The 15,266-nt window shown below is 42.6% G+C and carries 19 protein-coding genes; 13 read left to right on the top strand and 6 right to left on the bottom strand.

Annotated features, from left to right (window positions below):
* Positions 1-316 precede the first annotated feature (316 nt).
* A complete protein-coding gene (locus tag JMX93_RS04570; RefSeq protein ID WP_198331669.1) occupies positions 317-706 on the bottom strand; it encodes a hypothetical protein in 390 nt (129 codons plus the stop codon).
* Between the two features lie 533 nt (positions 707-1,239).
* On the opposite strand from JMX93_RS04570, the gene JMX93_RS04575 reads away from it, so the two are divergent.
* Positions 1,240-1,500 carry a hypothetical protein gene (locus JMX93_RS04575; protein WP_198331668.1) on the top strand — a complete coding sequence of 87 codons (261 nt, stop codon included), beginning with the start codon at positions 1,240-1,242 and terminating at the stop codon, positions 1,498-1,500.
* 118 nt (positions 1,501-1,618) lie between these two features.
* Here the strand turns inward: JMX93_RS04575 and JMX93_RS04580 are convergent, their stop codons facing one another.
* A complete protein-coding gene (locus JMX93_RS04580) occupies positions 1,619-2,326 on the bottom strand; it encodes a hypothetical protein (protein WP_499203986.1) in 708 nt (235 codons plus the stop codon).
* Positions 2,327-2,449: 123 nt separating this feature from the next.
* Positions 2,450-3,385, bottom strand: coding sequence for a LysR family transcriptional regulator (locus JMX93_RS04585; RefSeq protein ID WP_198331666.1), 936 nt, complete (start codon positions 3,383-3,385; stop codon positions 2,450-2,452).
* Between the two features lie 98 nt (positions 3,386-3,483).
* Between JMX93_RS04585 and JMX93_RS04590 the strand changes: the two genes are divergently transcribed.
* Both JMX93_RS04590 and JMX93_RS04595 read left to right on the top strand, forming a co-directional pair.
* Positions 3,484-3,918: a DMT family transporter gene (locus JMX93_RS04590; RefSeq protein WP_198331665.1), complete on the top strand. Its 435-nt coding sequence runs from the start codon at positions 3,484-3,486 to the stop codon at positions 3,916-3,918.
* 8 nt (positions 3,919-3,926) lie between these two features.
* Positions 3,927-4,385 carry a DMT family transporter gene (locus tag JMX93_RS04595; protein WP_198331857.1) on the top strand — a complete coding sequence of 153 codons (459 nt, stop codon included), beginning with the start codon at positions 3,927-3,929 and terminating at the stop codon, positions 4,383-4,385.
* A gap of 96 nt (positions 4,386-4,481) precedes the next feature.
* Here JMX93_RS04595 and JMX93_RS04600 read toward each other — a convergent pair whose 3' ends face one another.
* Together JMX93_RS04600 and JMX93_RS04605 are read right to left on the bottom strand one after the other, a co-directional pair.
* On the bottom strand, positions 4,482-5,177 hold the full coding sequence (locus JMX93_RS04600; protein ID WP_499203987.1) for an FAD-binding oxidoreductase: 696 nt from the start codon (positions 5,175-5,177) through the stop codon (positions 4,482-4,484).
* Between the two features lie 81 nt (positions 5,178-5,258).
* Positions 5,259-5,741 (bottom strand): ferric reductase-like transmembrane domain-containing protein, encoded by a 483-nt coding sequence (locus JMX93_RS04605; protein WP_499203988.1) that lies wholly within the window; start codon positions 5,739-5,741, stop codon positions 5,259-5,261.
* 322 nt (positions 5,742-6,063) lie between these two features.
* On the opposite strand from JMX93_RS04605, the gene JMX93_RS04610 reads away from it, so the two are divergent.
* The 9 genes from JMX93_RS04610 (at position 6,064) to JMX93_RS04650 (ending at position 12,931) form a co-directional block, all read left to right on the top strand.
* On the top strand, positions 6,064-6,672 hold the full coding sequence (locus JMX93_RS04610) for a cytochrome b/b6 domain-containing protein (RefSeq protein WP_499203989.1): 609 nt from the start codon (positions 6,064-6,066) through the stop codon (positions 6,670-6,672).
* 19 nt (positions 6,673-6,691) lie between these two features.
* A complete protein-coding gene (locus JMX93_RS04615) occupies positions 6,692-7,366 on the top strand; it encodes a response regulator (RefSeq protein ID WP_499203990.1) in 675 nt (224 codons plus the stop codon).
* A 64-nt stretch (positions 7,367-7,430) separates the two neighbouring features.
* Entirely contained in the window at positions 7,431-8,894 is a 1,464-nt protein-coding gene (locus JMX93_RS04620; RefSeq protein WP_499203991.1) for an ATP-binding protein, read from the top strand.
* Positions 8,895-8,992: 98 nt separating this feature from the next.
* Positions 8,993-9,595: a PepSY domain-containing protein gene (locus JMX93_RS04625; protein WP_499203992.1), complete on the top strand. Its 603-nt coding sequence runs from the start codon at positions 8,993-8,995 to the stop codon at positions 9,593-9,595.
* Positions 9,588-9,902, top strand: a complete 315-nt coding sequence (locus JMX93_RS04630; RefSeq protein ID WP_499203993.1) for a hypothetical protein — start codon at positions 9,588-9,590, stop codon at positions 9,900-9,902. The genes JMX93_RS04625 and JMX93_RS04630 overlap by 8 nt, the downstream gene beginning before the upstream one ends.
* A gap of 55 nt (positions 9,903-9,957) precedes the next feature.
* The gene (locus JMX93_RS04635) at positions 9,958-11,040 is read left to right on the top strand and encodes an FAD:protein FMN transferase (RefSeq protein ID WP_499203994.1); all 1,083 of its coding nucleotides are present in this window, start codon (positions 9,958-9,960) and stop codon (positions 11,038-11,040) included.
* 63 nt (positions 11,041-11,103) lie between these two features.
* Entirely contained in the window at positions 11,104-11,787 is a 684-nt protein-coding gene (locus JMX93_RS04640) for a DUF8596 domain-containing protein (RefSeq protein ID WP_499203995.1), read from the top strand.
* Between the two features lie 80 nt (positions 11,788-11,867).
* Positions 11,868-12,566 carry a VIT1/CCC1 transporter family protein gene (locus tag JMX93_RS04645; RefSeq protein ID WP_443215443.1) on the top strand — a complete coding sequence of 233 codons (699 nt, stop codon included), beginning with the start codon at positions 11,868-11,870 and terminating at the stop codon, positions 12,564-12,566.
* Positions 12,567-12,664: 98 nt separating this feature from the next.
* Complete coding sequence (locus JMX93_RS04650) at positions 12,665-12,931, top strand: helix-turn-helix domain-containing protein (protein WP_499203996.1); 267 nt, start codon at positions 12,665-12,667, stop codon at positions 12,929-12,931.
* Positions 12,932-12,978: 47 nt separating this feature from the next.
* On the opposite strand, the gene JMX93_RS04655 is transcribed toward JMX93_RS04650, so the two are convergent.
* Positions 12,979-13,866 carry a LysR family transcriptional regulator gene (locus tag JMX93_RS04655; RefSeq protein WP_499203997.1) on the bottom strand — a complete coding sequence of 296 codons (888 nt, stop codon included), beginning with the start codon at positions 13,864-13,866 and terminating at the stop codon, positions 12,979-12,981.
* A 195-nt stretch (positions 13,867-14,061) separates the two neighbouring features.
* On the opposite strand from JMX93_RS04655, the gene JMX93_RS04660 reads away from it, so the two are divergent.
* Positions 14,062-15,180 (top strand): alpha/beta hydrolase, encoded by a 1,119-nt coding sequence (locus JMX93_RS04660; RefSeq protein ID WP_499203998.1) that lies wholly within the window; start codon positions 14,062-14,064, stop codon positions 15,178-15,180.
* The last annotated feature ends 86 nt before the right edge of the window (positions 15,181-15,266 follow it).

Here is a 15,266-nt window from a genome sequence, read left to right on the forward strand (position 1 = left end):
CCTATCCATGGTTTAAACGTATCATTGCCTCCTATTTGCATGAGAGACGTTTTTTATTGCTTATGATTCATTTGCTCAGCCTGTTCTTTGTCATACTATCATTTGCTGTATCTATATCCAGCTTGTACTGAGACGACTATATGACTAGAGTAGCTAGACTATAACCAAGCAAATGGGAGGGACTTAATAAAAAACAGCGGAAAATATAAGCATAAGGTTGATGTAATGTGGAGTGCCTTTTTTGTTCTACGTGACCAGTGTTGATGGTGGTAGCGCCTTAAAAATAGCGAAATTTTTCGATAAAAAAAAGGACAACTTAACAACTATTGCCCTCTATATTGTTTTTCTCGATAATATCGATTTTCCTCTCTAGCTCTATAATTTGCAACTTACAGCTCTTATAGTGACCTTCTTGGTGGCTCTCTGTTTTCTTAAGGGTTTTTTGATAGATACGGTTGTACAGTGATGTCAGGCCTTTTTTAATTGCTTTGAGTTCTTTCGAAGATAAATCCATGTGCTTATCAAAATCAGGAGCCTTTATTTTTGCACATAGCTCAAAAAGTGTAAGATTAAAATCTTGATAGTGTTGCTGCACTGAATTTTCTTTTGATTGCTCGCTATATTGGATATTTTTTTTCATTAGAATGAGCAACGCACTATCAATCAAATTCTTTTCATAATCTGTCAAACATAAGTAATGGCTCATTACATCTACTCTCAGTTATTTCAAAAATTCTGTTCAGAAGGCCATCAATTGGCTACTTTAAAAAAATCCACATGCCAACGACCGTTACAAAATACTTATCCAGCCTACTTGGTTTGGCCTTCACTCTTTAGAAATCTTCATTGATATGCGACATATCGTTAATGGCTTTGAATAATCACCGCATTCTATAGGGTAGAAATGAAAGTATCGTGACAAAGTCTAGGCTTTATAAAAAATACGGCAAAGTCAGTTATCCTAAGTTATATATAAGATATTTTTTTCATTCACTATTACTTGCCCGTCTACAAAAGCGCCAATATAACGCTTATAGCGTACCATTGAAGCAACCTTTCCTTATTAAGGTTACCTTTCTTCAATTTTCATGAATCTACTTAACCTTAGAATCGTTTATCATTTTCGTTGTCGATAGAGCAGACTTTTATCACGATGCTTTTTATCACGTTAATGTTTTGCTTGATATTGAGTAAGACACTTTCACTCATAATTCATATGAATTGACACGAGAAAATACAATGAAAAAAATAATGATAAGCTCAATTCTAGCTTTGACGGCTTGCCTTACTATGGTTGGTCAAGCGAATGCAGCTCCTCATGTTGCTAAGCATCATGCCACTCAAATACAACATCAAAAGGTCAATGCAAAGTTCGATAATAAACATAAGCAGGTAAAGAAAAGAGTAATAGCGTCAAAGTATCAATCAAAAAAACCAGTGGCTCATATAAAAGCAAAAAACAAATATCAAGCTAAGCATACTCATGGATACCGTTCTTAATCGTTCAGCTTTTTGATATAAAAATAGCGCCCATGTTGGGCGCTATTTTTTCGTTGTTATGTGACAAAAGCTATGTCATAAAGGCTATGTGACAAAAGCTAAGTAACCAAGTTAATCACTATTGACTGGTCAAGGTGATTTTCTTAGTACCACCATTACTACTCGGCTGACTCAATGTCACCTTACTTGCTAAGATATCACCTTTGGCATTGATCTTGTAGCATTCTGATGAAGTACCTGCCGGATCATAGCTAAGTAATAGATTGCCTGAGGTTTCTATACAGAACCATGCAGTGTTATTCGTATCTCGCGACAGAGACCAGTCTTGGTTGTAGGTTCCTATCTTGTTGCGCATGCTGCTATCAGCATAGACATTTTCTGTAATTAGCTTACTAGAAGCGCCTACCGTCGCCATCTTAGGAATAGTGGTTGTCTGGTTAGATAGTGAGTATCTGCCTGTGCTATCGGTAAAACCATGGAATATCAGTGGATTCAAAGTAAAGTAATTGATAGCGACTGATTGATTGGTGATTTGATTATTCATCTTATTGATGGTATTTATTTCTGTACCTTGTACAGACTTATTATTAAATACCATACTGCCTTTAGGCGTAACTTGAATCTCTGCTGACACGCTTTGATTGCCGACAACGGCAACTAACTTATCACTGCGTTGTTTGGTGTAGATGTTGAGCATAGCAGCCTCAACAGGGTATTGAGTGACGACGCCATTGACATTGTTATTTTGACCCGTGTTGCCTGTCATTCCACCAGCACAAGCGCTTAAGCCCAGTCCTGCTGCGATACATAATCCTAGTATCTTCATGGTTTTATCCTCAATTTTTAAATGTATGATTTGATATCTACTATAATCGAATTTTTAAACAATGACATCTGTTAACTATTTAATTATGCCACTACAGTGTTTATTGCTTTCAATTACCGCTCTTTAACTGAGCTGCCAACGAAGAGGCGTGCCATAAATCTCAGCAAAATAATCAATCAACGTTCTTACATTTAGAGAAACATGACGGGTATGAGGATAAATAGCCGCGACATGCTGAGGTGTGGTCTTAACGGCGGCATCATAATCAGGTAATAGCTTGATTAGCTCGCCGCTCTTTAAATACTCACCGATAAGCCAATCTGGAAAAAGTACGATTCCCATACCTTTGAGTGCAGATACCAATAAAGATTCTGCATTATTAGACATCAACAAAGCGGGCGCTAAGAATGGCGTCCACTCTTCATTTCCTGTCTTAAAAAGCCAACGATTGGGTCCTGTTGAGCCTTTATATACTAGACATTTATGCTGCGTCAGATCTGCTGGCGCTTGTAGTTTGCCGTGTGTGCTTATATACGCCGGAGAGGCGGCAAGATGATAGGTTTGCTCGCCAAAAATACGCGCATGAAAGGCGGAATCATTTAAGGTGCCAATTCTAAAAATAACGTCTGTTGCATAATGATGAGGATCAATAAAGTCATCTGTTAAAGTCAAATCTATCTGTAATTTAGGATACAGAGCGCTAAGTTGTGGCAGCCAAGGTGCGATATGGCGTTGGCCGAAAAATACTGGCGCGTTGATTCTTAATAAACCACCCGGCTCTAATGTCCGGTCTTGAAGCGCCTGCTGTGCCGCACTCATGCTCTCAGTCATGGAGTGTGCATAGCGCATAAACACGCGTCCCGCTTCAGTCGGAATGACGGCACGTGTATTACGATAAAAAAGCTGCTGCCCCAGTGAGTCTTCTAACTGCTTGATGATGCGTGACACTTTAGACGCTGAGACGCCTTCTTTTCGAGCCACTACCGAAAAGCTCTGAGCATGAAAAACATCTATAAAAAACAGTAAGGTTTTTATATTGATGGTATCTAAAGTATTCATTTGTGTAACTTATGCAAAGGTCATTTCTATATTATAGCGTTTTTTAATGGGTATAGGCTGCGGTACACTACGCCGCATTGCTCATTAAGGATTTTTTCATGCAAATTTTATTAATACTCATTGTTGTTTTAGGCGGCATGGGGTTGTCCGTTGAGGCAGGGTTGCTGGGGCCTTTGGGAAGTGAAGTGGGAGAGCTGTGGGCGACATTGAGTATTTTTGGTGTTGGTGCTGCTCTGACGTTTTTTTTGATGTTGTTTTTTAGTCCGCGAGACAGTCCTTCATTTTTCTCACAGCCGCCTTTACTGCTGGTTGGCGGTATTTTGGGGCCTATTTATGTGGTGGTATTAACCGTTGTGACGCCTGTCATTGGGATTGCGTTGACGATGATTGGAATACTGGCTGGGCAAGTGTTTCAGAGTGTACTCATAGACCATTATGGTTTGTTCGAAACCATGGAGCGAAAAATAGACGTTAAACGAATTATTGCTTTGTTTTTCATTATTGTTGCACTTATCTTTATGGCACAGGGGTAAAATAAATGATGCTTATTTTAATGATTGTATTGGCAATAATTGGCGGCGCGGCATTAAGCATACAGGCAGCCTTGAATGGTCGCCTTGGCAGCAACGTCGGTGTATTTAAAAGTGCTTTTTTAACCTTTTCTGTGGGTGCAGTCGTTACTGCCTTGCTGATTTTCTTTTTTGAACCCAAGCATGCGGTTACTTTATTGGATGTCCCTAAATGGCAGCTACTTGGTGCTTTATGCGGCGTTCCTTATATTGTCATTATGGTGGTTGCAGTCCAACGTATTGGTACGGCTGTGGCCACGGTTGCGGTTATTTTTGGTCAGTTGAGTATGAGTGTGTTGATTGATAACTTTGGTTGGTTCGGTAATGAGGCGATTAGTCTTTCAGTCAGTCGCATGGGTGCTTTGGTTTGTTTGGCAATTGCCCTTTATTTTATTTATGCGAGTAGCAAGTCTGAGCCCAAAGAAGCTTAGTCATATATATTGATTGTTTTTAATAGCATGACATGCCTTTTTCTAGTGACTTAGGAAAAAGGCATGTCATGCTAAACACAGAAGCTATTATAGCGCCTAGCGAAAATCAAAAAACTCATAATGAATATTTTTGGCAGGAATGCCATTTTCTTTCATTAATCCTCGCACCCTGTCTAAAAGCCCTTTTGGACCGCAAAAACTAATCTGAATCTGCTTTGGATCAATCTCACTAGTGATTTTGCGAATGGTTTCAGCCATGGCATTACTGCCACTTGGGTTGGCTACGAAACCTACGCCAGACTGGTCTGTCATCTCCTGCATGCGCTCAACACTTGGGAAAACACGCGCAGGATCGAAGCAATATACCAAAGTGGCACGTTCAAAATGACCAATGGTTTTATCCTCTTGCCAAGAAATAAAGGGCGAAATGCCGACTCCGGCACCAATCCAAATTTCACGCTCTGCATTCGCTATACGTTTAAAATTACCATGAGGCGCATAAATATCAGCCAACATACCCACTTTGGCTTGTTCATTTAGCTTTTTTGTATAATCACCCAATGCTCGGATCACAAAATGAATGCGTCCATTATCAGAAGGTGCGTTAGCTATGGTAAAAGGATGCGGCTCGCGTAAACCTGCTTCTTTAAGAGAAATAAAGGCAAATTGCCCAGCTTTGAATGGAAACCTTTTATCTACTGGCTCAAATTCCAAGTGTACTGCCGCTTTGCCATGGGAGATAGCGACTAACTTATATTCTCCAGATTTGGCAATGAAGGGGTACAATACCATTTTGTACAGTGCTGCAATCACGCCGACAGAACAAAGTAGTGCTAACCAAATACCTGCTGGACTAGTCAGTGTGATGGGAGACTAAAAGCTCAGCCAATGTAGTATAACGATTAGAAAAAGTGGACCTGAGAACTTATGCAACCAACGCCAGTTGCCATAGGGGATTTTCCGATTCAGTGCCAGTAGTATAATCAGACCTAGCGCGACAAGGCTAAGTTGACGCACCATCCGTGTCCAATATTTGGATAATTCCAAAATTGGTGCAAGCTCCCAAGAGTCTAGCTTGGCTTTGAATAAAAAATGATAGACAGCGAAGACAAGTGCCCATATAGCAATCCACTTATGCGCTTCATAAACTCTGTCCAGACCGCCAAAGATCCGTTCAACACCGTGCCAACGGCTAGCGAGTATGCATGAGCTTGCCATGCAGGCTAAAGCCGATGCACCCATAATCAAGCTGACTGTTGCTGACGTTATCCACGTTTCAGAGGGAATTTGCATGAGTACAGTGATTGATGTGATCAGTACGATACTACTGATTACTTGCCATGACTTTACAGCCATAAGAATCTCCCTAAAAATTATTTTATTCACGTTAAGAAGGCTTGATTTACTAAGTATACATTTATTGAAAAAGCATGGCTGATTATACAGCCTGATTCTTAAATAATTCTTAAGTGGTGTCTATGGCACGACGTATGCAACTGATCCGCTGCACAATTATTTACCTGTTTTAACGTCCTAAGCTCACCTTAAGATTTGTTTGTTGTAATAGCGATGAGGCAGATGATGCGATATCTCGTCTGCTTACGATATCTTGCTGATTTTCAGTGTTTAGCAGCTGATATTGTCAATAAACAAACAAATGATTAAGAGAGTGACAACCATGAGCCAAAAAGACACCATGAATTGGGACGACGACTCTTCCGCGCCTTTATCGAATACGCCTAAAGCGAGGCAAGTAAAAGTTTGGGACATATTAGTAAGAGTTACCCACTGGACAGTCGCAGCTGGTATTATTGCCAATCTATTCTTTACCGAAGAGGGTGGTGAGCTGCATGAGTATGTAGGCTATACCGTTTTGGGACTGGTAGTCGTACGTTTACTTTGGGGTCTGGTTGGAACGCGCTATGCACGCTTTACTAGTTTCTTCCCCACACCAACACGACTCAAACATCATGTATCAGATTTAAGTGTTCGACGCGTTGATGAGCAGCATCTTGGTCATAACCCCTTGGCCGCCCTGATGATGTTATCCTTATGGGCCGTGATTATAGGGTTAGGACTAACCGGTTATCTGATGGAATCAGGGCTGTTTGGTGATAAAGAGGTGCTTGAAGAGATTCATGAGTTATTAGCAAACAGCTTATATCTGCTGGTTCCTCTACATATCATCGCAGCGATTGCCATGAGTTACTGGCAACGCCAAAACCTCATTAAATCAATGATAACGGGCAAAAAAACGGTGACAGACAAGCCGACTACTATGAAATAAGTCAAGCGATGGAGTACATATGGCACGCATATTATTGATAGAAGACGACAGCACCATCGCTGATGGCATTGTCCTTGGCTTAAAAAGTCATGGCATGATGGTGGATTGGTTTAGTGATGCCAAGCAAGGTGAGATTGCGCTGCAAGACGGCATGTTTGATGCGGTATTGCTGGATTTGACTTTGCCAAAAGGGGATGGCATGACCGTCCTAAAAAACTGGCGGGCAAAACACATAGATACGCCTGTATTGATTATCACCGCCCGCGATGCGATTGCCAATCGTGTGGCAGGACTCAATGCAGGCGCTGATGATTATTTGGTGAAGCCGTTTGCATTAGATGAGGTAGTTGCTCGTCTGCAAGCATTGATGAGACGCAGCCAAGGTCGGAGTCAACCTGAAGTCCGTTATGGCGAAGTGGCCTATCAGCCTCATAATCAGCGAGTCTCTTATCAAGGAAAAATTGTAGAATTAACCATCAAGGAAGTGGCAATCTTAGAGCAAATGCTGACTCACCCTAAGCAAATTCACAGCCGCGCAAGCTTAGAAGATAAGCTATATGGGTGGCAACAAGATATCGAAAGTAATGCCATTGAAGTGCACATTCATCATTTACGCAAAAAACTGGGTAATGATTTCGTCTTGACCAAACGTGGTATTGGCTACTATCTCAATCCAGCCCATAACCACCATTAACCACCGTTAGGCATTCACCTGCCTGTTTTTGGCGTTCCCACTTTGTCTGCTATTATGTGAGCCTATGAAAAGTATTCAGCAACGGCTATTAACATCGCTACTGATTGGTCTACCTCTGCTATGGGTACTCACCTCGAGCTTTATTGCGTGGAAGCTTTGGCATGAAATCAATGAGATGAATGACACCCAAATCACTCAAGTTGCCCGTTACTTAATAGGGGTAGCCCCCAAAGAAGATGATGATAAAGACAATCATGGGCAAGAGGACAGTAAAAAAAAGCACAAACCCAAAATTTATAATTTAAAAAGTAAGCAGCTATCAGGTGATCTTGGTGAGGCTGAAGATGACTATATGGGCTTTGCCATCTGGGATAAAAAAGGACGCCTATTAATGGCTGATGAAAATGGTCAATCATTTGCTTTTTTGCCAGATCAGTATGGATTTTTAGAAGAGCATGATTCTGCCTATCAGCGCCTCAACCCTTTTAGTAAGCGCTGGCGTTTATTTTATGTGCACGATGACCATGACCACGACGGTCGGGTTATTGCCGTCGGTCAAAATTTAAAATCTCGCCGAGAGATGATTGTTGATGCCATGTCCGTGCAAGTGCTGCCGATGTTGATTGGGCTATTTGCCTTTATGGGTTTGGTGGTTTGGTTGATTCGACGGGGGTTTATGCCGCTAACTCAGATTAGTGGTGCGCTTGAACAGCGTCAACCGCAAGACGATAGCCCCATCACAGCAGACGTGCCCAAAGAGATCCAACCGTTAGTGAGCGCCTTAAATGTCTTGTTTGTAAAAGTTGCAGATACCCTAGCACGTGAGCAGCGCTTTACCGCCGATGCCTCACATGAGCTTAGAAGCCCGCTTGCGGCGTTAAAGCTACAAGCTGATTTGTTACAGCAGCAGATATTGCAGTTATCTGGCGTAGAAGACGATAATCAGCTGTTTTATCATACCCAAAACATCAGCAATGGCATTGAGCGGGCCACTCATTTAGTCGAGCAACTGCTGATTTTAGCCAAAATAGAACCGCAACAACAATTGCCTCCTGAGCAATTAGAAAGTCCGGAATGGCTAATGCTCACGGATATTGTACTTAGTGATGTCAATCGGCTGGCTCGTGAAAAGCGCATTCAATTAAAACGCACTGTGAACTGTGACAATCCTGCTGATATTCTACCCATCCTTATCAATCCAATTTTATTCAAACTGCTCATCCGCAACCTGTTGGACAATGCCATTCGCTATTGTCCCGAGGGCGCTTTGATTGAACTTCAGCTCGACACCAATGCTATTAGAGTGGTCGATAATGGCAGTGGCGTCGAGCCAGAACAACTGACGCGGTTAAGCGAGCGCTTTTATCGCCCAGCAGGTCAAAGCCAATTAGGTAGCGGTCTTGGGCTATCCATTGCCAATCGAATAGCAGAGCTGCACGGTCTGACTTTAGAGTTTGCTAACCGCTCTCAACCAGAAACTGGCTTTATCGTCACGATAAGACATAAAAAAGCGATATCAAGCACCTGATAAAACGATAAAAATTAATCGGCGTGGGCTTAAGGTTGAGTTAATATTTACCCCGTATGCTAGTTGTATTCCCTAATAATATAGACGGAGTACATCCTATGAGCCTACCTCTATTAAAACCCTTATTATTGACTGTTGGTGCCACCTCATTAGTGTTTTTTGGTGGCGTTATCGCCTTATCTGTCCAATCGCCCAGTGCTGATGACGCACTATCAGCTGCGAATGTCATGAGTCAAAATACTGATATTACCGCTGTATCCTCTGATTTATCGTCCTTTAAAGCCGTGGCAAACCCTCTCACGCAACCCCCATCTGCCAATCCATCACCTCTTGCGGCACTCACAGCCACGCAAGCAACTGCGCTTGCGCAGCAAGACGCGCCCACCAATTCAGTATTGCAGGGGTCACCCGAGCTCGTCAATTATAACGGCACCGTTGCTTATGAGGTGCTATTAGACAGCGGCGCTACTTATATTGATGCCAGTGTCGGCACTGTACTGAATCCGGTTGCGACCAATGACTATCGTGCTGAGAGATTTGACGATGACGATGATGATGACTATGAAGATAAGCACCACGATGATGACAAACATAAAGAGGATAAACACCGCAAAGCACACGATAAAAAATACTATAAAGAGAATGATCGCCTAATCGCCATGAGCTATCAGCAACATGATGAAGAGGAATACGATGACTAATACCAAATCACATTCGACACCAGCCGTCAAAAAAACGGCTAAAAAAGCAGATCCTTTTGCCGCTCTTAAAAGCAGCATTATGATGGTCTCGATTGCAGGTACTATGGCAGGATGGCTGGTACTACTCAATCAAGAAAAACAAACTGCCCCTGTGAGCACTGCCATTATAAGCACTGCTGTTGCTGAGTCTGATGAAAGGGCTGTCACGCCAATGCCCATCGCTGATATCAATCAATTGCGACAGGTCAATGCAGTCGCACCTGTTGAGGTAATAAGGGTTGTCGCTCGTACGCGCTCTTCTCAATAAATAAGAAAAACCACAGATTATTTAGTTTGAATGTTTAGTCAAGGGAGGGCTTTGAATGCACACAAATACGTCCAATCAAACAACACCGCAACTGGCCACGATTAAACTGTTTGCCATGGGTTGTCACATTCAAATTAGCTTAAATACCACAAGACTGAGCGCGCAACCTTCACAAATGAGAATAGACCAACAAGTCGCTTTTTTGACAAACGATATTCAGCAGCGCTTAGCTGACTGGGAACATATCTTCAGTCGTTTTGATGACAGCAGTGAGCTTATGAGACTGAATAACCGTGGCGACCAATGGTCTGAGGTGAGTTCAGAATTATTCGAGGTGTTGCAGCGTGCCATTCACTTCGTCTCAAAGACTCAAGGCTTAGTGACACCAACGTTATTGCACCCTCTATGGGCCGCAGGCTATAAGCATTCATTTGAGACCTTGCCCAAAATGTCTATGCCATCATTACCTGTTACTGGCGTAAGCACCCCTACAAACGTGCAAGACACGACAAGTGCTAACCATGCCAATCAGCAGATAGAAGGTATTCAGCTTCGCCAGTTAGCTGACGGACAATATCAAGTATATCTGCCAGCTGGCATGGCACTGGATTTGAATGGATATGTCAAAGGGTGGTGCGCCATGCAGTTGGCGGAAAATATTAGCCGAGTTCATGACTGGCATATTCCCTGCTTAGTCGATATGGGTGGGGATATCGCGATTGGTGTTCCAAAAAACCCAACAGATAAACCAGTGTCTTGGGGAGTGGCTGTTGCCAAGCCGTATTTTGCCAATAGTGAGCACGTTCACAATGATGAAGATGTGGCGATCCTCAAGCTCAGCTCTGGGGCTGTCGCCACATCTGGGCAAGATTATCGTCGCTGGTGGCACGACGGCCGCTGGCAACATCATTTGATCCACCCGCATGACTTGCGTCCAGTAACCAGTGACGTCCTAACTGCAACGGTACTGGCGAAAGATACGATGACGGCGGAGGTGTACGCCAAATACTGCGTGCTTCTTGGTGTTAAAGCGGCCGTGGCGTGGCTCAATAAACACCATATTGCAGCGTTGTTAATAGATAGGGATAACACATTGATGGCGACCTCTGCCATGCGCCCAAACCTGCTTGCTAGTTAATTTATCACGCGACATGCGCTAGATATCAATACATTAAGTAAAGCCATTCATAGGAGCATAGTCATGCATACAGACCATCCTACCAGCAGTCATACTGCTTCCAATACTAATGTTCTCACTCAAGCTCTATGGGTTGGCTTAATGTTAAGCATTGCTATCGGAGTTGGTGGTTATGCGTCGTTAACTTGGGGAGAGACGGTATCTCAGCTACTGACCAGCACAGATAAACACTTTTGGTATTTATCACGGGCAAGCGGTGTTATCGCTTATACGTTATTTTGGTTGGCAGTCATTTTTGGCTTATTGTTAAGCACTCGTTTAGGCAAGCGATTTAATGCCGCGCGAGTATTTGCCTTACATCAGTATCTAAGCCTGATTGCCGTAGGCTTTGCCGCGTTTCATGCTGGTATCTTATTAGCAGATAATTTCTTAAATCTGAACCTATGGCAGGTGCTAATGCCTTTTGGGTTTCAGACTGAGCGTGTGGGCGTGGCATTAGGGCAGTTGGGGTTTTGGTTCTTATTTATCTGTGCGTTTAGTTTTTATATTAAGCAGTATATTGGTCAATCAGCATGGCGCTGGTTACACTTTTTGACCTTTATGGCGTATATGTTCATCAGCATTCATGTGTTTATGGTAGGCTCAGACAGTCGAGAGCTGCCTTTATTATTATTTTATGCAGGTAGTCAAACGTTGGTCTTTTTACTGATGACTTATCGCTTAGTGGCGCTAAAACAAGCAAAATGACCATCTGTTAAGTTGTATGAAATAGTATGTCATTATAGGCTACACTGCTATATTCATCACTATGTCATTTGAGGCTCTCTATGCATCATTCTATTCACGACGAAGCTCATCTAAGTAATCGTAATCATTGGCTCAGGGCAGCAGTACTTGGCGCCAATGATGGATTGATTTCAACCGCGAGTTTATTAGTCGGTGTCGCTGCAGCAAGTACAAGTAGTCAGACATTGCTGTTAACAGGGATGGCCGCGTTAACTGCAGGTGCTGTATCGATGGCAGCTGGTGAGTATATTTCAGTCTCATCTCAAGCTGATACCGAAAAAGCTGATCTGGATAAAGAGCTGCATGAACTGACTCATAATGCTGAGCGCGAGCTGAACGAGCTGACTAAAATTTATGAGCAACGCGGACTGGACCATGACTTGGCGCATCAAGTTGCTGTAGCTTTGACTGAGCATGATGCGCTAGAGGCGCATGCTCGAGATGAGATTGGCTTAACAGATCTGAGTCAAGCTAAGCCGATTCATGCGTCAGTTGCTTCTGGATTGTCGTTCATTGCGGGCGCCATATTACCGATTATTGGGATTTTACTTTTGCCAGCACAAACACTGGTTTGGTCACTAGCGACTTTAACGATAGTAGGCTTAGCACTACTTGGCATAATATCGGCGCGCTTGGGCGGGGCACCTGTTATTCCTGCTACTGCTAGGGTCGTGATATGGGGTGTGCTAGCGATGGTTGCGACATCATTGATTGGAAGATTATTTGGTGTGGCTGTTTAGGTCTCACTCTATCTTTAAAAGCTATCTATCGTTTTAACAGCAAAGTCCCTCTACCATGTCAGGGTAGATCGACCATATATTATATTATGATATCTGACATGAGCTTTTCAGCATTTTATACACACTTTCGTTTGGTGACTGCTATGACGCCTCTGCAATTCCAAAAAAATCTGCGCCTGAATGGAGCTCGTCGTTTGATGCTGACCGAAAGCTTAGATGCAACGGCGACAGCGTTCAAAGTAGGCTATGAGAGTCCTTCTCAGTTCAGTCGAGAATATCGCCGTTTGTTTGGTGAGTTACCATTAAAAGACATCAGAGTATTGCGCGAAACTGAACGATATCGTGAGGCCGAAATATCCTTATAAATAATTTTTTTAGGAAAAGTTTTGATGCTTTGCAGCCCAAGTAAATATTATTTGAGCTTCAAAGCATCAATGACGGTTCGTAGCGCAGGTGACACATTGTGATGCGGATAATATAAATGAAAGCCGCTAAAGGTATGACTGAACTCTCTCAATATATGAATAAGCTTGCCGTTTTTTAGCTCATTTTTAATCATATCAATAGGCACATAACCAATGCCTAGTCCTCGTTTTGCTGCATCAATCACTGAATAATCAGTCGAAAACACCCATTGTCCTTGCGTCTTTAATTTATACGGCTGCCCATCAACTATAAAGTCCCAGTGGTACATACCGCCACCCATAAATCGATAGCCCAAACAGTTATGATCGTTCAAGTCTATTGGGCTTTTGGGAAAGCCAAACTCATGGAAATAGTCTGGCGAACCGACCACAGCAATCTCCTCATCATAGTCGATACGCACCGATATCATGCCCTCAGTAACTAAACTACCAAAGCGAACACCTGCGTCAAATTGTGTGCTGATAATATCTGATAAAGCAGTATCGCTTATCAACTCCAATTTAATATCAGGGTACAGCTGCTTGAATTTAGCCAGCTTTGGTAACAGCACTTTATCAATAGCATACTGACCAGCACTGATGCGCACCAACCCCGCAGGCGTTTCGCGTAAATGCTTGAGTCCATCCAACTGCCTATCTAATAAACTAAAACTCTGCTCAGCGGTCACAAACAACGCTTCGCCTGCATGTGTCAAAGACAAGCTACGTGTGGTTCTCGTGAATAACTGTAGACCTAAGCGCTGCTCTAATAACTTAATAGAGCGGCTCAATGCGGATTGTGATATCCCAAGTTTGACAGCGGCCTTAGTAAAACTACTCTCTTGAGCAACCAATAAGAAAGCATGCAGCTCATTATAATTCTCTTGTTGTCGCATATTCAGAACCTGAATGAATAAATAAAAGTTAAAAAATGGGTATTATCACTAGAATTGTAGAAGTATAAGATAATCTCATGACTTCAAAGAATATATTATAAACAACTTTGTCTTGTTTAGAACACGGCTATCTCTACTCACGCATTATGAATAATCATCAGATAAGTGATTATTTACTATCAAAAAGGAAGACCAATGACCTTACCAGCAATGATAAAAAAACTTAGCTTGGGATTACTTGTCAGCTCAACCATTCTTGGAGCGAATCATATGGCACAAGCCGCCACACCTACTAGTCCACTCGTACAGAACTGGGATAAAACTTTTGCGAAAAGTGACAGCGTCACACATCAAAAAGTAACGTTTAAAAACCGTTATGGCATTACGCTTGCCGCAGATCTCTATATACCAAAAGCCTATAAAGGTAAAAAGCTGGCAGCATTGGCTGTTGGTGGTCCTTTTGGCGCTGTTAAAGAACAATCATCAGGATTATATGCCCAAAAAATGGCAGAACAGGGCTTCGTCACTATCGCTTTTGATCCTTCGTATACGGGTGAAAGCAGCGGTACGCCTAGAAATGTCGCGTCACCAGATATCAATACGGAAGACTTTAGTGCAGCGATAGATTACTTAGGGTTACGTCCTGAGGTTAATAGAAATCGGATTGGCATTATTGGTATCTGTGGTTGGGGTGGCATGGGTTTGAATGCCGCTGCGATGGATACGCGAATCAAAGCGGTCGCCACGACCAGCATGTACGATATGAGTCGTGCGATGGGACATGGGGTAGGTGATGGTGATGATCGCTATGATGCGGACGATCGTCAAGCGGTATTGAAACATCTCAATCAACAACGCTGGGTAGACGCAGAGAAAGGACAACCTGCGACGGCCAATCATGATCTCTATGTAGACGATAACGGCAAAGTGACCACGGCAGATCTTATTTTGCCCGAAACCTTAGATAGCAATCCAAACCCTGTGCAAAAAGAGTTTTTCGATTACTACCGCACGGATCGGGGTTTTCATAAAAATGCGGTGAACTCAAGCGGTGCATGGACGGCGACGACGCCTTTATCATTTATGAATATGCCACTGCTGAGCTATATTGACGAGATATCTCCGCGTCCTATCTTAATCATTGCTGGCGAGGATGCCCACTCGCTTTATTTTAGTAAAGATGCTTATCAAAAAGCCAAACAACCAAAAGAGCTGCTCATTTTACCAAATACGAACCATGTCGATTTATACGACCGCATGGACAAAATCCCTTTTGATAAATTAACAGACTTTTTTAATAAAAACTTGAAATAAAAAAAGAGGGTAGTGAGTTATAAAAACAACCGGCTACGTGATGGCCGGTTTTTCGTTTAGTTTAAAACCCGTTTTTTAATAGATTC

It is taken from the genome of Psychrobacter muriicola 2pS, from assembly GCF_904846535.1.
Lineage (GTDB): Bacteria > Pseudomonadota > Gammaproteobacteria > Pseudomonadales > Moraxellaceae > Psychrobacter > Psychrobacter aquimaris.